Origin of the sequence: Halogeometricum sp. CBA1124 (assembly GCF_009741955.1) — an archaeon.
Taxonomy (GTDB): Archaea; Halobacteriota; Halobacteria; order Halobacteriales; family Haloferacaceae; genus Halogeometricum; species Halogeometricum rufum.
The window spans coordinates 1-18,932 of record NZ_WPCD01000045.1 but is presented as its reverse complement, the minus strand read 5'-3'; the positions used below and the strand labels follow the sequence as shown (position 1 = coordinate 18,932).

The 18,932-nt window shown below is 66.2% G+C and carries 13 protein-coding genes and 4 pseudogenes; 5 read left to right on the top strand and 12 right to left on the bottom strand.

The window, feature by feature from the left end:
* Positions 1–1,125 (bottom strand): S8 family serine peptidase (locus tag GJ632_RS08200; RefSeq protein ID WP_191452655.1); only part of this gene is annotated, 1,125 nt, incomplete at its 3' end.
* A gap of 168 nt (positions 1,126–1,293) precedes the next feature.
* On the opposite strand from GJ632_RS08200, the pseudogene GJ632_RS08195 reads away from it, so the two are divergent.
* A pseudogene (locus tag GJ632_RS08195) lies at positions 1,294–2,434 on the top strand (CBS domain-containing protein).
* A gap of 64 nt (positions 2,435–2,498) precedes the next feature.
* Here GJ632_RS08195 and GJ632_RS08190 read toward each other — a convergent pair.
* Both GJ632_RS08190 and radB read right to left on the bottom strand, forming a co-directional pair.
* Positions 2,499–3,281: a DUF6498-containing protein gene (locus GJ632_RS08190; RefSeq protein WP_191452654.1), complete on the bottom strand. Its 783-nt coding sequence runs from the start codon at positions 3,279–3,281 to the stop codon at positions 2,499–2,501.
* 53 nt (positions 3,282–3,334) lie between these two features.
* On the bottom strand, positions 3,335–4,033 hold the full coding sequence (radB, locus tag GJ632_RS08185; RefSeq protein ID WP_089808411.1) for a DNA repair and recombination protein RadB: 699 nt from the start codon (positions 4,031–4,033) through the stop codon (positions 3,335–3,337).
* A gap of 123 nt (positions 4,034–4,156) precedes the next feature.
* Between radB and GJ632_RS08180 the strand changes: the two are divergent.
* A pseudogene (locus GJ632_RS08180) lies at positions 4,157–4,949 on the top strand (hypothetical protein).
* A gap of 60 nt (positions 4,950–5,009) precedes the next feature.
* Here the strand turns inward: GJ632_RS08180 and GJ632_RS08175 are convergent.
* Both GJ632_RS08175 and larC read right to left on the bottom strand, forming a co-directional pair.
* Positions 5,010–5,507 carry a ferritin-like domain-containing protein gene (locus GJ632_RS08175; RefSeq protein ID WP_191452653.1) on the bottom strand — a complete coding sequence of 166 codons (498 nt, stop codon included), beginning with the start codon at positions 5,505–5,507 and terminating at the stop codon, positions 5,010–5,012.
* 89 nt (positions 5,508–5,596) lie between these two features.
* Positions 5,597–6,900, bottom strand: a pseudogene (gene larC / locus GJ632_RS08170) (nickel pincer cofactor biosynthesis protein LarC).
* A gap of 191 nt (positions 6,901–7,091) precedes the next feature.
* Between larC and GJ632_RS08165 the strand changes: the two are divergent.
* Complete coding sequence (locus GJ632_RS08165) at positions 7,092–9,317, top strand: CDC48 family AAA ATPase (RefSeq protein ID WP_191452652.1); 2,226 nt, start codon at positions 7,092–7,094, stop codon at positions 9,315–9,317.
* 502 nt (positions 9,318–9,819) lie between these two features.
* Here GJ632_RS08165 and phoU read toward each other — a convergent pair.
* The 6 genes and pseudogenes from phoU to GJ632_RS08135 all read right to left on the bottom strand — a co-directional run bounded on the left by phoU (position 9,820) and on the right by GJ632_RS08135 (position 16,732).
* Positions 9,820–10,497, bottom strand: coding sequence for a phosphate signaling complex protein PhoU (gene phoU, locus GJ632_RS08160; RefSeq protein ID WP_191452651.1), 678 nt, complete (start codon positions 10,495–10,497; stop codon positions 9,820–9,822).
* Positions 10,498–10,679: 182 nt separating this feature from the next.
* Positions 10,680–11,587: pseudogene (gene pstB / locus GJ632_RS08155) on the bottom strand (phosphate ABC transporter ATP-binding protein PstB).
* Positions 11,584–13,224, bottom strand: coding sequence for a phosphate ABC transporter permease PstA (gene pstA / locus GJ632_RS08150; RefSeq protein ID WP_191452650.1), 1,641 nt, complete (start codon positions 13,222–13,224; stop codon positions 11,584–11,586). The pseudogene pstB and the gene pstA overlap by 4 nt, the downstream one beginning before the upstream one ends.
* Complete coding sequence (pstC, locus tag GJ632_RS08145; RefSeq protein WP_191452649.1) at positions 13,221–14,276, bottom strand: phosphate ABC transporter permease subunit PstC; 1,056 nt, start codon at positions 14,274–14,276, stop codon at positions 13,221–13,223. The genes pstA and pstC overlap by 4 nt, the downstream gene beginning before the upstream one ends.
* Positions 14,276–15,364, bottom strand: a complete 1,089-nt coding sequence (locus GJ632_RS08140; protein WP_191452648.1) for a PstS family phosphate ABC transporter substrate-binding protein — start codon at positions 15,362–15,364, stop codon at positions 14,276–14,278. The genes pstC and GJ632_RS08140 overlap by 1 nt, the downstream gene beginning before the upstream one ends.
* Before the next feature lie 213 nt (positions 15,365–15,577).
* Positions 15,578–16,732 carry a PstS family phosphate ABC transporter substrate-binding protein gene (locus GJ632_RS08135; RefSeq protein WP_191452656.1) on the bottom strand — a complete coding sequence of 385 codons (1,155 nt, stop codon included), beginning with the start codon at positions 16,730–16,732 and terminating at the stop codon, positions 15,578–15,580.
* A 313-nt stretch (positions 16,733–17,045) separates the two neighbouring features.
* Here GJ632_RS08135 and GJ632_RS08130 point away from each other — a divergent pair, with 313 nt between their 5' ends.
* Entirely contained in the window at positions 17,046–18,047 is a 1,002-nt protein-coding gene (locus GJ632_RS08130) for a phosphate uptake regulator PhoU (RefSeq protein ID WP_191452647.1), read from the top strand.
* Positions 18,048–18,234: 187 nt separating this feature from the next.
* Here the strand turns inward: GJ632_RS08130 and GJ632_RS08125 are convergent, their stop codons facing one another.
* Positions 18,235–18,612 carry a 30S ribosomal protein S8e gene (locus GJ632_RS08125; RefSeq protein WP_089808435.1) on the bottom strand — a complete coding sequence of 126 codons (378 nt, stop codon included), beginning with the start codon at positions 18,610–18,612 and terminating at the stop codon, positions 18,235–18,237.
* A 139-nt stretch (positions 18,613–18,751) separates the two neighbouring features.
* On the opposite strand from GJ632_RS08125, the gene GJ632_RS08120 reads away from it, so the two are divergent.
* A partial coding sequence (locus tag GJ632_RS08120) for a DUF2240 family protein (RefSeq protein WP_191452646.1) occupies positions 18,752–18,932 on the top strand: 181 nt, incomplete at its 3' end.

The following is an 18,932-nucleotide window of genomic DNA, read 5'->3' as shown; positions in this document are numbered from 1 at the left end:
GAGTGCGGCCACGCCGCCCGCGTACGGCGCGGACGCCGACGACCCGACGAATCGCTCGTCGGTGACGGGCGAGACGCCCCTGTCGGGCGCGACCACGTCCACGCCGAGGCGGCCGTCGCGGGTCGGGCCGCGCGAACTGAACCGCTCCAGTCGGTCCGTCCGCGGGTCGAACGCGCCCACCGCGAGGACGCCGGGGGCCGTCGCGGGCGCGGTGAGACTGCCCGACGGCACGGGCCGCCTGAAGTCGTGCGTCGGCGACGACAGTTCGAGGGGGACGTCCGTGGCGTTCTGCGGGCCGCGGACGACGACGTGGTACGCGCCCGGCCGCGCGCTGACGACGAAGCGTTCGTTCGGGACGCCGTCGCCCGCGTACGGTTGCGACCGGGCGACCAGCGTCGTCTGCCCGCCGCCCGTCCGGTAGAGTTCGACGGTGTAGTCCTGCGACCGGTACCGTTCGGGCCACGAGAGCCAGACGGTGACGCGGCGGCCGTCGCCGGTGAGGTAGAGGCGACTGTCGCCGCCGAACCGGAGCGTCCCGTTCTCGACGCGACTGTACCGGCCGGCCCAGTGTCCGCGCGCGAGGTTGCCGGTGGGCGCGACGAAGACGACGCCCTCGCGGGTGGCGTTCGTCGCGACGCGGGCCACGGGACTGCTGCCGTCGCCGGCCGTCCCGAGGAAGGAGACGGGCGCGACGACGACGTCCACGTCCGAGGCGACCATCCAGCGGACGGCCGCACGGAACCCGCGCGGCGAGTCGAAGGTGGCGAGGACGAGGGAGGCGTCGGGGGCGACGCGGGCCACCGTCGCCGCGGCGGCGGTGCCGTGGTCGTCCCGCCCGCGGTTTCCGACCGTCGGTTCGGCCCCGAACGCGCGCGTCGCGGCGACCCGGTCCGCGAGTGCCGCGTGGTCGGCGTCGAAGCCGGTGGCGTCGACGACGCCGACGGTGACGTTCTCGCCGGTGGCGCCCGACGCGTGGAGGCGGTCGAGCGGTTCAGACGCCGTCGAATCCGACGGAATCGCCCGCGACGGCGCTGGAGCCCACACCGCCACGGCGGCGATGCTCGCCGCGACGACGACGACGCAGACGGCGACGACGAGGAGCGTCCAGCGGTCCTCGGTTGTCATGGCTGTCCGGGTGCGGAGGGCGGGGCGGTTCGGATACCCGACATCGTCTCGACAGGTTCACGTCCGCGCCCAAAACAGTGTCGTACTCGTGTCAGTCGGCGAGACACGAACGGCGCGAAGTTTCAAGACCGAGGCCGGAGTACGTTAACGATGGAGGTTACTCGGCCTATGGATATTGCTAATATTGCCACTCCCGATTTCGTCGAGGTTGATGCAGACAAACGACTGGGTAAAGTCCGGTCGATTTTCGAGCGCGAGAACTCCCACGGTATCATCGTCACCGACGACGGCGAGTACGCCGGGGTCATCGGCGAGAAGCAACTCGTCCGCTCCCGCATGGAGGACGACACGAAGTCGTCGGCGGTGATGAAGTCTGCCCCCAAGATAGACCGTCACGAGGACGTGCGCGAGGCGGCCCGGATGCTGGTCGAGGGCGACACCCGCATCGCCCCCGTCTTCGAGGGCGAGAAACTGTACGGCATCGTCACGGGCAACGACATCCTCGAAGCGGTGCTGGAGAACCTCGACGCCATCTCCGTCGAGGACATCCTGACCGAGGACGTCGTCACCATCGGCGAGAAGTCCCACGTCGGGCAGGCCATCAACCGCCTGCGCGAGAACGGCATCTCCCGACTTCCCGTCACCGACGACGACGGCAAACTCACCGGCGTGCTGACCACGCACGACATCATCGAGTTCTCGGTCCGGAACGCCGACCGTCAGGGTCGCGGTGACCGCCGCGGCGACATCGACCGGATGCTCGACCTGCCGGTGTACGACCTGATGTCCTCGCCCGTCATCACGGCGACGCCCGGCGAGACGGTCCAGGAGGCCGTCTCCCGGATGTTCGAGAACGACATCGAGGGGCTCGTCGTCACGCCGACCGACAGCGACGCGAGGTGCTCGGCGTCCTCACGAAGACGGACGTGCTGCGCGCCCTGACGTTCACCGAGGAGGAGCAGATGGACGTGCAGATTACCAACATCGGCCTGCTGGAGACGCTGACCCGCGAGAACGTCGTCGAATCCATCACGCAGGTGGTCGACAAGTACCAGCAGATGCAGGTCCTCCACGCGCACGTCCGGTTCCACGAGCACAAGGAGAAACTCCGCGGGACGCCTCTCATCCAGTGTCAGGTGCGCCTCCGCACCAGTCACGGCAGGTGGCCGGGAGTGGCGAGGGCTACGGGGCGGAGCACGCCTTCCACGTCGCACTCGACAAACTCGAACGCAACGTGCTCGAACTGAAGGGCGTCAACGCCGACGAGAAGTACCAGGGCCAGGTCATGCGAAAGCTCGGCGACCTGTAGTCGGCCCCGGGCGACGCGCTCCGTCTTCTTCCGCGTCTATCAGCGACTGCGCCGCCGACCGACGCTACTCCCGCGGGTCATCGGGGAGGAACCACGTCGCGAACCCGCTCGGTTCCGGGTCGTGTTCGGCCCGGAAGCGCGACCACTCCACGAGGAGCATCCCGACGACGACCACCGTCGTGGCGGCCAGTTCCGTCTCGAACGCCGGGACGACGACGGTGTTCGAGTCGGCGACGCCGACGGCGAGCAACGCCAGTACCATCCCACAGGCACCGACCAGCGCGAGGTAGCAGATGGCGAAGAACAGGAGTCGCCCCGGCACCTCCAGCACCATGTGTGCCGACATCTCCTCGTACCGTCGCTCGCCGAAGAACTCCCGTCGGAGTTGGTCGACGTGAGAGGCGACCATCGCGAGTGCGGTCAGCACGAGCGCCGGCGAGAGCGCATCTGCAATCAGTTTCGGCTCCGCGTACAGGGGGAACGCGAGGAAGCCGAAGCCCCAGACGAACGACAGCCGGACCAGTCGAGCGTTCCGCGGGTAGACGGGCGGGAGCGGTCCGGGCAGTTCCACCGGGTTCGGCGCTCGGTCCCACTTCTCGTGGCGCTCGGTGTCGTTGCTCACGCCCGGGAGAAACAGGGTTCGACCGTCCAGCACGACCGGGCGGCGGGCGAACAGGGCGGCGACGCCGTAGACGAGCAGCGTCGTGCCCAGTTCCAGCCAGTACATCGCCAGCACCTCGACGAGACGCCAGTCGAGCGCGACGATACCGACGACCGGAAGGAGGTTCGAGAGGAGGGTCGGCGCGAACGCGAGGGTGCCGAGAGTTTCGTTTCGGCGCGGGGACATCTATCTGAAGACGCCGAACGGTCGGCAAAAGTACTGGGATACGCGCCGGGGCGCTACAGTTGCGTCGAGGAGATGCCGCCGTCGGTTATCTCGAACGTCACCGACTCGCCGGCGGGTTTCGCGCGGTGTTTCTCCAGCGTCGCCCGGCGGTTGCCGCCGCGGAAGCGGTCGATGCGGAGGACCGCGCCGGTCCAGTGTTCGAGCGTGTGACCGCCGAGGGCGCGGATACCGTCGCTGTCGGGGTCGGTGAACACCTGGTTCGTGATGACCACCGCGAGGTCGTGTTTGCGCGCCAGCGAGAGCAGGTGCGTCACCTGTCGAGCGACTCGCCGGAGCGACTCGCCGCCGTCGTTCTGGTCTATCGTCCGTTCGAGGCGGTAGAAGCCCGTCGCGCTGTCGAGGACGACGAGGTCCGCGCGTTCGGCGAACTCGCTCGCGTCGCGGACGGCCTCCTCCTGCTCTTCGAAGTCGTGCGCCTCCGAGACGATGAGCCGGGAGGTCACGTCCTCGATGGACTGGTCCGGCCCCGCGACGTGCTCTGCGAGTTGGCGGAACCGGTCGACCGAGAGCCCCTCGGTGTCGATGTAGACGACGGTGCCGCCCGCGGCGGCGACCCGGACCGCGGCCGACAGCGCGACGTTCGTCTTCCCCGCCGCCGGCGGTCCGTAGACCTGCGTGACGGTGCCGCGCTCGAACCCGCCCCCCAAGAGGTCGTCGAGCGAACGGCATCCGGTAGTGACTGGGTCGGACACGAGAGGAGGTGAGTCGTGTCCGCCGAAAAACCCCCCGGTCCGGGTCGCCGTCGCCGTCCCGACGCGGTCGGTCCCTCGCCCTCGCGCGACACGCTTTACTCGCCGCCTCGCGAACGTCCACGGGTGATAGTCGTCGCCACCGCGGACTTCGAACTCTACCACGACGTCGTGGCCGACCTGCGCGACAGAGGCGTCACCTTCACCACCGTCGAACCCGGCGAGGAGATTCCCGACCGGGCGAAGGTGGTCGTCGTCGCCCCGACGGACGAACTGGACGTCCCCGCGGGCGTCGAAACCGTCGTCGCGTCGGCCGGCGAGTCCAGACGCGCCGTCGAGGAGGCGGTGAGCGTCCTCCGCGGGGGCGGCGGGCGGACCGTCGTCGGCGTCGACCCCCCACCCGACCGGGCGTGGCCGTCCTCTCGGGCGACACCGTCGTCGCCGCGTTCCACGTTCCGCTCTCGGAGGCGGTCGAGACCGTCCGCCGAGAGGTCGAAGACAGCCCCGACGCCGTCGTCCGCGTCGGCGACGCGCGCGCCTCCAGGGGTCGACCATCGTGAACGAACTGGAGGACGTCACCGTCGAACTCGTGGACGAGACGGGGACGACGCCGTACCTCGGCACCGGCGCGCGCGGCATGGGCGACGTCCTCGCCGCGGTCAACATCGCCCGGATGAGCGGCGAGGTGGTCGACTCCCGCGACATCGAACCGACGCAGGGCGAACTCCAGCGCATCAAGGACGAGTCTCGCCGCGTGAGCGACGACAACCGGACCATCGACGAATGCCTCGCCAGACGCGTCGCCGCCGGCGACCTCACCGTCGACGAGGCGCTGACCGAACACCGCGGCGGGAGCGACGCGGAGAGCGGTGACGCGGGGAACGTCGACGCGGAGAACCGCGGCGCGGACGAGACGTGAGGGAGCGAAAAACGAGAGCGGGTCCGACCGAGCGAGACGCGCGTTCGCGGACCGGCGGTCTCAGGCGCTGGACTCTATCTCGCCGTAGTCGAACTCCTCGCCGATCTGCGAGAGCTCGTCGAGCGCCTCCTGCTCCTCGCGGAGGTTCTCTTCGAGGAGGTCCGCGACCGCTTCCAGACCGAGCTGGTCGGCGAGCGGCATGAGGTTGCCGTAGGCGGCTATCTCGTAGTGCTCTGACTTCTGGCCCGCGGCGATGTTGAACCGTTCGAGGACCTTCTCGTCGGGGTTCTGGCCGGTGAACTCCTCGTGTTCCTCGATCATCGCGTCCACGACGCGGTCCTGCTTCGTCTCGGCGGACTTGTCCATCCGCTCGAACGCCTCTTCGAGTCGTTCGACGTGCGTCTGCGTCTCCTGACGGTGCTCGGAGAACGCCTCTTTGACGCTCTCGTCGGAGGACCCGGATTCGAGTTCCTCGAGCGCGTCCAGCAGCTGTTTTTCGGTGTAGTAGAGCTTCTGGAGTCCGTCCACGAACAGGTCTTCGAGTGAGTCAGCGGACATTGTATTCGTCGAGAGATGCGAGGAATCAATCACAGAACTGGTTGCATATTAATGTGCTTTACGTGGCGGCGGAGCACCGAACGGACGGGTCACTCGTCGGCGACGGCGTTCTCCGCGCGGCGCATCACCTCGCGGACGGGCAGGCCCGTGGCGTCGGCGACGGCGGCGGCGTCCTCGAACTCGGCGCTGTAGTCGTACACCTCGCCGTCGGTGTCGGACGCGACTTTCACCGGCACCTCGAAGCGTTCGCCCTCGACGTCCAGTTCGGCCGTCTCGAACCGTCTGGATGCCACCCAGCGGTGTCCCGCACCGTGTTCGCGGACGCCCAGCGACCCCGTCTCCACGGCGAGGCGGTGCGCGACGCGTTCGGCGTCCTCGGGCTTGACGATGACCTTCACGAGGTGGCCAGGGCGGGACTTCTTCATCGTCGCCGGCAGGACGGTCACGTCGCGCGCGCCGGCGTCGGTCAGCGTCGACTGGAGGCTTCCGAGGAGTTCCGGCGAGGCGTCGTCCACGTTCGTCTCCAGCACCGTTATCTCGTCGCGCGCGAGGCGGCCCGCGCCGTCGCCGACGAGGGTGCGGAGGACGTTCGGATGGTCGGGGAAGTCGTAGCCGCCGGCGCCGTAGCCGACGGCGTCGAGTTCCAGGGTCGGGAGCGTCTCGACGCCCTCAGCGAGGTGCGCGAGGACGGCCGCGCCCGTCGGCGTCAGCAGTTCCGCCTCGACGGGGCCTCCTCTCAACGACCAGTCGGCGTGCGTGGCGATTTCGACCACCGCTGGCGTCGGGACGGGGTAGGTGCCGTGTGCCATCGTCTGGTCGCCGCCGCCCGTCGCGAGGGGCGTGGTGACGACGCGTTCGACGTCGAGGTCGTCGAGGAGGAGGCACGCGCCGACCACGTCGGCGATGGCGTCGTCCGCGCCGACCTCGTGGAAGTGCGTCTCCGCGAGGTCGGTGCCGTGGACCGCCGCCTCCGCCTCGCCGAGTCTCTCGAAGACGGCCTTCGCGTCCCGTTCGACGCCGTCGGGCAGGTCCATCGCCTCGACTATCTCGACGACTTCGGCGTAGGCGCGGTGGGGGCCGTGGCCCTCTGCGGGCGTGGCGTCGTCGTGGTCGTGCGAGTGGTCGGCGTGGTCGTGCGAGTGGTCGTCGTGGTCGTGCGAGTGGTCGTCCTGCGAGCCGCCGTCGTCGTCACCGTCTTCGTCGGCGTCGTCCAGCAAGACCCGAACGCGAGTCGCGGAGATACCGTTCTTCACCACCGTCGAAACGTCGTAGCGGACGCGAGAGCCTCCTCGACGGGTCGGAGCGAACGCGGGTCGGCACCGGCGGCCACGAGAGACGCGAGTATCATGTCGCCGCTGGCACCCATCCGGCCGTCGAACGCGAGTGTGCGCATGTCTGCGTGGAGGCGGTAGCGAGTAAAAATTCCACGGCATCGATGGACGCAGTCGGTAGGGATTTGTATGCTCGAACCCTACCGTGATATAGAGTGTCACACGAAGCGAGGCGGGCGCAGGCGATCCCCTCTGGGGAAGCACTTATCCCGCACGGAAACCGAGGAACCAGACATATCCCCGCGAGCAAATCATGAACGAAGTGCAACTCGAAGTGGCGAAAGCGTACCCGAACGACTCGGGTCGCGGCATCGCCCGTCTTGACCCGGACACGTTGCTCCATCTCAAACTCTCACCGGGCGACATCATCGAGATAGAAGGCGGTGAGACGACGGCGGCCAAGGTGTGGCGTGCAGACCGCCAAGACTGGAACACGGACACGGTTCGCATCGACGGCTTCACCCGTCAGAACGCCGACGTGGGTATCGGCGAACGGGTGACCATCCGGAAGGCGGAGGCGACGAAGGCCGAGAAACTCGTCCTCGCGCCCCCGGAGGAGGCGAGCGTCCAGTTCGGTTCTGACGCCGCCGGCATGGTCAAACGCCAGATTCTCAAGCGACCCGTCGTCGAACGCGACATCGTCCCCGTGATGTCCTCGACGAACCACCCGTTCATGCGGTCGCCCGGACAGGCGATTCCGCTCATCGCCGTCGAGACGGAACCCGAAGGCGTCTGTCTCGTCACCGAGGACACCGAGGTGGAACTCCGCGAGGAGCCCATCTCCGGGTTCGAGAAGACCGGTGGGGGAATTACGTACGAGGACATCGGCGGCCTGCAGGGCGAGATTCAGCGGGTCCGGGAGATGGTGGAACTCCCGATGAAGCACCCGCAGATATTCAAGAAACTCGGCATCGAACCGCCGCAGGGGGTGCTGTTGCACGGCCCGCCGGGGACGGGAAAGACCCTCCTGGCGAAGGCCGTCGCCAACGAGACATCGGCGAGTTTCTTCTCCATCGCCGGGCCGGAGATCATCTCGAAGTACTACGGCGAGTCCGAACAGCAACTGCGCGAGATATTCGAGGACGCCAAAGAGGAGTCGCCCTCGATAATCTTCATCGACGAACTCGACTCCATCGCGCCCAAGCGCGAGGACGTGACCGGCGAAGTCGAACGCCGCGTCGTCGCCCAACTGCTGACGATGATGGACGGGTTGGAGACGCGCGGGCAGGTCATCGTCATCGCGGCGACCAACCGCGTCGACTCGGTCGACCCCGCACTCCGCCGTCCCGGTCGGTTCGACCGCGAAATCGAGATTGGCGTCCCCGACGAGAGCGGCCGCAAGGAGATTCTCCAGATTCACACGCGCGGGATGCCCCTCTCGGACGACGTGTCGCTCGACCACCTCGCGGACGAGACGCACGGCTTCGTCGGCGCCGACATCGAGTCGCTGACGAAGGAGGCCGCGATGAAGGCCCTCCGGCGGTACCTCCCGGAGATAGACCTCGACGAGGAGGACATCCCGCCGAGTCTCATCGACCGGATGATCGTCAAGCGGGACGACTTCGAGGGCGCACTCACCGAGGTGGAACCCTCGGCGATGCGGGAGGTCCTCGTCGAACTGCCGAAGATATCGTGGGACGACGTCGGCGGACTCGAAGACCCGAAACAGCAGGTCAAAGAGAGCGTCGAGTGGCCGCTCACCTCCCGCGGGAAGTTCGAACGTATGGGCATCGAACCGCCGAAGGGCGTCCTCCTGTACGGGCCGCCCGGCACGGGGAAGACGCTCATGGCGAAGGCCGTCGCCAACGAGACGAACGCCAACTTCATCTCCGTCAGGGGCCCGCAACTGCTGTCGAAGTGGGTCGGGGAGAGCGAGAAGGCCATCCGCCAGACGTTCCGCAAGGCGCGGCAGGTCAGTCCGACCATCATCTTCTTCGACGAGTTGGACAGCCTCGCGCCCAGTCGGGGCAACGACATGGGCAACAACGTCTCCGAACGCGTCGTCAACCAACTGCTGACCGAGTTGGACGGCCTCGAGGAGAACGGCGACGTGATGGTCATCGGCGCGACCAACCGCCCCGACATGATCGACCCCGCGCTCATCCGCTCGGGTCGGTTCGACCGCCTCGTCCTCATCGGCCAGCCGAACGAGGAGGGCCGCGAGCAGATTCTGAAGATTCACACGAAGTCGAGTCCGCTCGCGCCCGACGTGAGCCTGCGCGAAATCGCGGAGATAACCGACGGCTACGTCGGGTCCGACCTCGAATCCATCGGCCGCGAGGCCGCCATCGAGGCGCTTCGCGAGGACGACGACGCCGAAGAGATAGAGATGCGGCACTTCCGCAAGGCGATGGAGTCCGTCCGCCCGACCATCACGGACGACCTGATGGACTACTACGAGCAGATGCAGGACCAGTTCAAGGGCGGCGCGCGCGACCAACTCGGGGACAGTCGCGGCGGGCGCATCGGCTTCCAATGAAGCTTTTGCGCTGCGTGAACGCGGCGTAGCCGCGTTCACTCGGCAAAAGCTTCACCAAAGCTCTCGTCGCTCACTTCGCTTCGCTCCGTTCGCTCCTCGGCCCGCGACTCGCTTCGCTCGTCGCGGTACGACTGCTACGTACTAGTGGAAGCCAGGGATACGCTCTCGAAGTCGTATCATTGGAGGAGTATCTCGGGAGAGTACATCCGATTATCTGAGAATATAAAGACAGATAGCATCGAATTCTCTGAAGATGGAATATAATGCACCTATCGTAATCATAAATTGACATCTACGTCCGAGAATGTATGAGATTTCATATTCATGAGCGGCTCTGAGTTTACTGCGTCGGCCGGCTTCGGATGAATCAACCGGTCGTACTGCGACGAGCGAGCGGAGTGAGCGAGTCGCAGAATCTTTTGGTCCAGCTTTTTCCGACGAGGGTTCCCGCAGCGAGCCGAAGGCTCGCGAGGAAACCCGAGTGTGGAAAAAGCTGGGTGTTCTAGTACAGCAGTTCGTCGTCGTCTTCGACCATGTAGAGGGCGCGCGCGGCGATGTTCACGGCGTGGTCGCCGACGCGTTCGAGGTCGCGGACGGTGAGCAGCATGCGGGAGATGTCGCCCATGAGCGACTCGACGTCGCGTTCTTCGTCGCTGAAGGGGTCCTTCTCGATGAGGTCGCGGACGACCGTCTCGCTGGCCGCCTCGCACATCGCGTCCACCTCGTCGTCGTGGGTGGCGACCTGCCGGCACAGGTCGGGGTCCTCCTCCGCGTAGGCGTCCATCGCGGTGTCGAGCATCGACAGCGTCTCGTCGCCGATCTGCTGGATGTTGACCTCCGGGAACACGTCGCGTTCGGCCTCGGTGGCGTACCCGGCGAGGTTCGTCGCGAGGTCGCCGATGCGTTCGAGGTCGGTGATGATCTTGAACGACGCCGCGATGAAGCGGAGGTCCGAGGCGACCGGCTGCTGGAGCGCGATGAGGTCGATGCAGTCCTGTTCGAGGTCGAGGTACATGCGGTTGACCTCGCCGTCGCCTTCGACGACTTCCTCCGCGAGTTGGTCGTCTTTCTGTTCGAGGGCGTCCAGACCCATGCGAAGTCGCTCGGCGACGACTTCGCTCATGTAGAGCACGTCGTCCCGGAGCGATTCGAGCGCGTCTTGATACTGTTCTCTGGGCATAATTTCCCGCACACGGTCGAACCGAATAAACGTGTCGTGCGAGCGTGTATGCAATCGTACGTTCGTCTGTGGAGCGCTATAGTCGAGAGCGGGAGAGACCGAAAACTGCGACGTGAATCACTATCCCGACAGCGACGAACCACGGCCGAAGGGTCGGGGTCGGGGACACCGAGCTGCGATGGCTATCCGAACTTGCCCGTGATGTAATCTTCGACGCGCTGACTCTCCGGGTTCTCGAATATCTTGTCGGTGTCGTCGTACTCGACGAGGTAGCCGCCGGTGAGGAAGACGGCCGTCTGGTCGGAGATGCGGGCCGCCTGCTGCATGTTGTGCGTGACGACGACGACGGTGTAGTCCTCTGCGAGTTCGACGATGAGGTCCTCTATCTTCGAGGTGGCGACCGGGTCGAGCGCGGAGGCGGGTTCGTCCATCAGGATGACCTCGGGGTCGGTCGCCAGCGCCCGCGCGATGCAGAGACGCTGCTGCTGGCCGCCGGAGAGGCCGATGGCGTTGTCGTCCAGTCGGTCGTTCACCTCGTCCCAGAGTGCGGCCTGTTTCAGCGACCGTTCGACGAGCGCGTCCTCCTTGTCGCTGTCGTCGCGGCCGGTGAGCCGAGCGAGCAATCCGGTGTTGATGTCGCCGTGCTTTCGGGGACCGTAGGAGATGTTCTTGCGGATGGACTTCGGGAACGGGTTCGGCGACTGGAACACCTGCCCGACGCGCTTTCGGAGTTCGACGAGGTCCACGCCGTCCTGGTATATCTCGCTGCTGTCGAGCTTCACCGACCCCTCGACGCGAGCGCTCTTGATGCGGTCGTTCATCCGGTTGAGGCAACGGAGGAACGTCGACTTCCCGCAGCCCGACGGCCCGATGAGCGCGGTGACGCTCTTTTCGGGGATGTCCATCGAGATGTCGTGGAGCGCGTGGTCGTCGCCGTACCACACGTTGAGGTCGTCGACCGCGAACTTCGGTTCCCCGTCGAACTCGTACCGAATCCACTCCTCTCGGAGTTCCTCGTCCGTCTCTCCGACGACGGTCGTCCGTTCGTTCGCTGCCTCGCGTCCGGGTTCGTCTGTGTCGTGTTACTCATTGGTCAAGTTTCCGTCTGAAGTACATCCGTGAGCCGATACCGACCGCGTAGAAACTCAAGACGACGAGCAAGAGAACGAGCGCCGTCCCCCACGCGAACGCCTCGCGCTGTCCGACCCCCGCGGTGATTATCGCGTACAACTGGTAGGGCAGCGCGCTGGTCGGTTGGAGCAGCGCGTTCGGGTCAAGCAGCTGCGCGTGGACGAACGGGAAGTTCGACACGAAGGAGAACTCGGGCGCGAACACGTCCGTCGCCCGCGACGGGAACGGGTCAGACACCATCACGAGCAGGATAGGGGCCGTCTCGCCGGCGATACGGCCGACGCCGAGGATGACGCCGGTGATGACGCCGGGCATCGCGGCGGGGAGGACGACGCTCTTTATCGTCTCCCACTTCCCGACGCCGAGCGCAGCGCTCGCGTCGCGGTACTCGTCGGGGACGCTGATGAGCGCCTCGCGACTCGTGATGACCACGAGCGGCAGCATCATGAAGCCGAGTACAAGCATCCCGGACAGTAGCGACGTCGTGTTGCCGAGGCGCGGGACGAGAAACGCCAGCCCGAACAGGCCGTAGACGATGCTGGGGGTACTCCACAGTCCGTTGGTCGATATCTCGACGAGCTGGGTGAACCGGCCGCGTTCGGCGTACTCGGTGAGGAAGACCGCCGCACCGACGCCCAGCGGGATGGCGAAGGTGACGGCGCCGGCGACGACCCAGACGGTGCCGACGATGGCGGGGAAGATACCGTTGACGTCGTTCATCAGCGCGACGCCCTCCATCACGAACGGCCAGTAGAACCACACGAGCGGTCCCTCGAACACGACGTACTGCTCGATGGGCGGGAAGTAAAACCACGTCACCGGCTCCCAGAACAGGCCGAACTGGATGCCGCGGGTCATCGGGGCGAGTCCCTTGCTGACGACGAACGCGACGAGGACGACGAGAAGCGAGAGCATCCCGACGGCGTTCGCACCGATGAGGAGGTACGCCCCCATCTGACGGCCGCGAGTGCCGAAGCCGGCGTACGCCTCCGCGCCGACCCACGCGGCGATGAGGCCAACGAACACCGCCAGAAGCGGGACGACGAACGTCCCCGTGTACGTCGCGGAGCCGGCGACGGGTTGCCACGTCCACGAGGGCGTGATGAGGCCGGCGAGGAACGTCACCCCGGTGAACAGCGCGAGTCCGCCTGCGGGTATCGTCACGCCGAGGTCCTCGTACGGGAACACCGTCGCGGCCGCCACCGCGACGGCGCCCAGCAGGCCGAATACCGGCCAGAGCGTCGAGAAGCCGAGCGTCTGCGAACTGACGAGGCTCGCGACGACGAACCCCACGAGTCCGAAGACGACGGCGGGGAGCGCGCTGGCCGTCACGTCCGGTTTCGTATCGACGACGCCGGCGCGAGAGGCGACGCCGACGCCGACGAGGACGAGGCCGACGAGGGCGAATCCGACGCCGAAGACGGCGAACACGTCGACTCCCGAAATCGTTGTTCCGAGTGAGACGACACCGAAGAGGGTCAGAACGCCGACGACGCAGAGAGAGAGCGAGAGCGCGGTGGCGCCGCCCGCGACGTACGCGAGCAGCGAGGAGTCGTCGTCGACGAGCGCCCCGGACGTCCGCGTATCGAGGCTCATTCTTCACCTCCGAGACGGCGGCGCATCCGCGCCTCGACGATCTGCGACCCGATACTGAGCGCCAGAACGGTGATGAACAGGACCACGCCCGCAGCGAACAGCGCGCTGAGTTGCGTGCCGGTGGCGATACCGTACTGGCTGGCGATGAGGCTGGTCAGCGTCTCGGTCCCCTCCCACACGTCGTACAGCGGGTCGGGGAACGCCTGCGTGTGCCCCAGAATGACCGTCGCGGCCATCGTCTCGCCGACGGCGCGGCCGACGCCGAGGATGACGGCGGCGGAGATGCCGGAGAAGGCGGCCGGGTACGTGACGCTCTTTATCGTCTGCCAGTCGCTGGCACCCAGCGCGAGCGACCCGTCTTTCATCGCGCCCGGGACGCTCGCTATCGCGTCCTCTGCGACCGAGACGACAGTCGGGAGCGCCATGACTCCGATCATGATGCCGGCGACCATCAGGCTACTGAAGTTCGAGAGCTGAAGTTCGCGGTAGAAGTATTCGGTGACGACGACCCAGCCGAGAAAGCCGTAGACGATGGAGGGGATGCCGGCGAGCATCTCGATGGCCGGCTTGATTATCTCGCGCGCCCACCGCGGCGCGATTTCGCTGATGAACAGTGCGCCCGCGATGCCGAGGGGCGCCGCGATGGCCATCGCGATGACCGTCGTGAGCAGCGTTCCCCATATCATCGGCGCGAGCGAGTACGTGTTCGACGCCCGCTCCCAGAGCGGTTGGTCCGTCTTCAGGAGGATGTCGAGGCCCATCTGCTCGAAGGCGGGGACGGACTTGACGAACAGGTAGACCGTGATGAGACCCAGGATGACGATGGTCGATACGGTCGTGAAGAACATCAACACCGCCGCCGTGTTCTCCTGGTAGGCGTACCAACCGTAGGCGACGACAGCGACGAACGCGAGGAGCGGATAGACGACGTACTCGACCGCTGCGACGAACGCGACGAGGACGGCCAAGAGCGCCGCGCCGCTCGTGACTCCGACGAGACGCGTCCCGCGGTCTATCTCCCGGAACGCCTCGAGTCGCGTGCCGGTGGACATCAGGCTGTCTCCGGGAGCTTCTCGAGTTGGTTCTCTCGGCGTTCCTCTGTGAGCGTCGCGTAGCCGACCGGTTCGACGAACGTCCGCTGGCCGAAGTCGGAGATTATCATGCGGAGGAACGCGGCTTCCATCTCCGAGGTCCCCTCGTACGTGTAACAGTGCAGGTCACGCGCGAGCGGGTAATCGGGGTCCGAGAGGTTCTTGCCACGTTCGTACACGGTCCCGTCTATGTCGAGGGCGATGGCGGGAACGGAGTCGTCGACGAACGCCAGCGCCATGTACGCGATGGCGTTGTTCGACTTCGACACCGTCGTCTTCACCTGCTGGTTCTGTCCCTTGCGGACGTCGACGCCCGGCATCTCCGCCTCGGGGTCGCCGAGGAAGTTCGCGCGGAAGGCGGTGTCGGTCCCGGAGCCGACGGAGCGACCGATGACCTGAATCTCGCGGTCGGGACCGTCGTAGCTGTCTATCTGGGACCAGTTCGTTATCTCGCCGGTGTATATCTCGCGCACCTGTTCGCCGGTGAGTTGCGTCACGCCAGCGTCGTATATCGCCTGACTGACGACGATGGGTTGGGCGTCGACGCCGACGACGTGGTTGACGAACTTCTCGAGTTCCTCCTGGGACTCCTCCGGGAACTCCGCGCTGACCGGCGCGCTGGCGTTCCCGATGTCCAACTGGCCGTTCCTGAGTTTCTCTAGTCCGGTCCCCGAGTGACTCAGTCCGACGCTGATGGTGAACGGGCTCGACGACTCCGAGTCGGACCCGAAGTCGTACAGGCCGGCCCAGTAGTCCGCGAGGTTCTGGTCGGTGTCGATACCGTACTGGCTCGGCCCCCAGTACTCCTCGTCGTCCGCCGGCGGGTTCGAGTTCCAGTACGACCCCGCCTTGTTGGCGATGGGGTAGACGGTCGAGGAACCACCTGCCTTCAGTAGTCCCGCCGACCCGGAAGAACCGCCGTCGCTTCCGTCGGACCCTTCGCCCTGTCCGGGGGGTGTCGCACTCGTACTGATACAGCCTGCCAGGGAGGCGACGAATCCGGCGCCACCAACGAGTAGCGAGCGTCGATGGACAGGATACTCAGACATCGCCCGTAGCTTGCCGAGTCGATAGTAAATACTCTACTATGATTTCTATATATCCGTACGTACGAGACGGTGGGCTGAGCGAGAACGGGCTGGAGGGCGAGCGGTCCGGATGGGCGCCCAGCGGGATTCTCGGCCGTCCGAGTTAGCGATTCACACGGGCGAGGGTGGCCAGCTATAGTGCGGTAACGAGGGATATATACCGCGTCCGACAGGTCACGCGTCCGGTTCGGGAAGCTTCGAGCGCTCCTCGGACAGTCGGTCGTCGGTCAGCGTCACGTAGTTGTTCGTCTCGACGAAGTTCGTCTGTCCGAACTCCGTGAGTATCATCCGGATGAACGCCGCCTCCTTCTTCGAGGTACCGTCCCAGGTGTACGCGTGGAGGTCGCGGGAGAGGGGGTACTCCTTGGCGCCGAGGTTCTCGCCGTATGTGTACGTCGTCCCCTCTATCTCCAGCGAGACCGGCGGGACGGCCTGCTCGTCGACGAACGCCAACGCGAGGTACGCGACGGCGTTGTTCGACTTCGAGACCAAGGTCTTCACCTGCTGGTTCTGCCCCTTGCGGATGTCGACGCCGCTCATCGACGCCTCGGGGTCGCCGAGGACGTTCAGCCGGAAGGCGGTGTCGGTGCCCGACCCCTCCGCGCGGCCCACAGCCTGAATCTCGCGGTCCGGGCCGTCGTAGCTGTCGAACTCCGACCAGTTCGTTATCTCTCCCTGGTAGATTCCGCGGAGCTGTTCGATGGTGAGCTTCGTCACGCCCGCCTCGTATATCTCCTTGCTGACGACGACGGGCTGAGCGTCCACGGCGACGACGTGGTCGGTGAACGCCGCGAGTTCCTCCTCGGACGCCTCCGGGAACTCCGCGCTGACCGGCGCGCTCGAGTCGCCGATGTCGACCTGGCCCTGCTTGAGTTTCTCCAGGCCGACGCCGCTGTGGCTGAGACCGACGCTGGTTCGGAACGGCGGCGTGCCGTCGTCGTTGGACTCGAAGCCGTACAGTCCCGCCCAGTAGTCCGCGAGGTTCTGGTCGGTGTCGATACCGTACTGGCTCGGCCCCCAGTACTCCTCGTCGTCCGCCGGCGGGTTCGAGTTCCAGTACGACCCCGCGAGGTTCGTCACCGGGTAGACCGTCGAGGAACCGTCCGCGGTCAGCGGCGTCGACGCCGAGGCCTCACCACTCGCGGTGGCAGAGGACGCTTCCATCGACTGGTCTTCGGTCCCCTCTCCGCCGCCGGACGCGGCCGACGTCTGTCCGTCGCCGGTTCCGCCGCTACACCCCGCGAGACCGGCCAGCCCCGCCGCCCCGGCGGCGACGACGAACTTCCGCCTCGACACACTGTTCGACGCTTCCGATGAGTTCCGCGTCATCATCTGGTCCGAGCCTCCACTCGACTATGTAATCTGCTATGAGCTGTATAGTTCCTCTCCCGTGTCTGTTTTTGGCACACCATCCGAACGTATCTCTCCCGAACAGTCAGGATAGGACGAGTTCATATCGCCCCCCAGTCTGTCGATTCCTCGGAGCCTTTCCGATCTCATCGTGAAGTGCCTGGAGGCTCTCGAACGGCGGAGTTGAGAGACAGTCAGGTTATACTGACTACTTTTGGCGGAGAAGGCGCCCGAGAACAGAGGCATATATAGATACAGACAGATTTATAGTGGGCGTCCCGTATCTCGGAGCATGGTCGAAACCCGAAAGGTGCAGGTGACGGGCGGGTCGACGTACACCGTCTCGATTCCCAAGGACTGGGCGACCGAGAACAGCGTCTCCGCGGGGAGCGAGGTCGAGTTCTACCCCGAGGGCGACTCGCTGTTCCTGACGCCGCGCACGGAGGACGAGCGGACGGAGGGGACCCTCGACATCGCCAACCTCGACGGCGACGAACTCACGCGCGCGGTGATGACGATGTACGTCAGCGGGTTCGACATCATCGCCTTAGAGAGCGGCCGCATCACGACCGAGCAGCGACGGACCATCCGCGAGGCGACGCAGAGCCTCGTCGGCCTCGAAGTCCTCGAAGAGACGCGCGACCGGGTCGTCATCCGCGACCTGTTGGACTCCTCGGAACTGTCCATCCACAACGCGGTGACCCGGATGCGACTCATCGCGCTGTCGATGCTCGAAGACGCCATCGCCGCCATCGCGGAACTGGACGACGACATGGCCCGCGACGTCATCCAGCGAGACGACGACGTGGACCGCCTCTGGATGGTCGTCTCCCGCATCTTCCGCGCGACGCTCCGGACCCCGAAGGCCGCCGAGGAACTCGGCCTGCCGCGTGAGGTGTGTTTCGACTACCAGTCGGCCGCCCGACAGCTCGAACGCATCGGCGACCACGCGACGAAGATAGCCCACCTGACGCTCAACTTCGAGGAACCCGTCTCCGAGGAAGTCGCCGAGGCGCTCGAAGAACTGTACGTCGAGGCGCGCAAAGTCGTCGACGACGGCATGGACGCCCTGTTCACCGACGACGCCGACGAGGCGTCGCGCCTCGCCAACGACGCCCGGGAGAAGGTGCAGGCGATAGACGAACGCGCACGGAAGATAGACGAACTCCTGCGCGAGTTGGACCCCGCGCGCGCCCAACTGCTCGGTCTCATCGTCGACTCCGTCTCCCGGAGCGCCGACTACGGCGGCAACATCGCCGAGACGGCACTCCAGAAGGCCGCGCCGACGCCCTGACCGGGCCGAACTGCACCTTCTCGTTCGGTCGCACGCACCGCACCTCACCGACCACCACCGCTCTTCGCCGACCGCTACCGCTTCTGACCATCTACCGCACCTCACCGACCATTACCGCACCTCGCCGATACTCACCGCGGAGCGGTCGCTGGCGACGGGAGAAGACGAGAGAGAATCCGCGGCGCAGTTACTCGTCGTCCACGAGGACGGCGTTGACCTGTCCGTCCTGACCGGGGCGGGAGGTGACGCGGGCGCGGCCTTCGCTGGTCTCGATGATGGCGCCCTTCGTGATGATGTTCCGGCGGATGTAGTTGACGTTCGAGGGGTTGTCCACGACGTTCTCTATCTCGGCCTCGGCGACGTCGCCGCCGTCTGCGACCTGCGCGACGTTGGTCGAGAGGGCGCGGACCTTCTGCTTGTTACCGCGGGAGTCGACGACGCGGAATCGGGGTTCGCCGACGGTCGTCTCGGTCGGTTCGCGGCCGAGTTGGTATCGCTTCTTCTTGTGCGAGGGTCGAAGTCGCCCGCCGGTGCGCTTCCGCTTCGAGCGTCCTTGGTCCTTCATAGGGGGAGAGTATCCCGGTAAGTACTTCAATCGCTCGAATCGCCCCTCGTCGTGTGCCGCACACTCACCCGGGCCGCGAGCGCCCGCCGGACGGACGAAACCGGGAACTCCTTGTGCGGGCGCGACCCGACACGTGGACATGAGCCTCGACGTCGCGGTGGCGGTGCCGTTCAAACAGCGCGGGACCTCTCGCATGGGCGAAGGCGAGTTCGTGGTCGCTCTCTCCCTGGACCGCGACTGGTTCTCGCCCGACCAGGCGAAGCGACTCATCGACGTCGCCGCCGGGCGCGGCCTCCTGACGCGCGAGGACGACGCCGTCG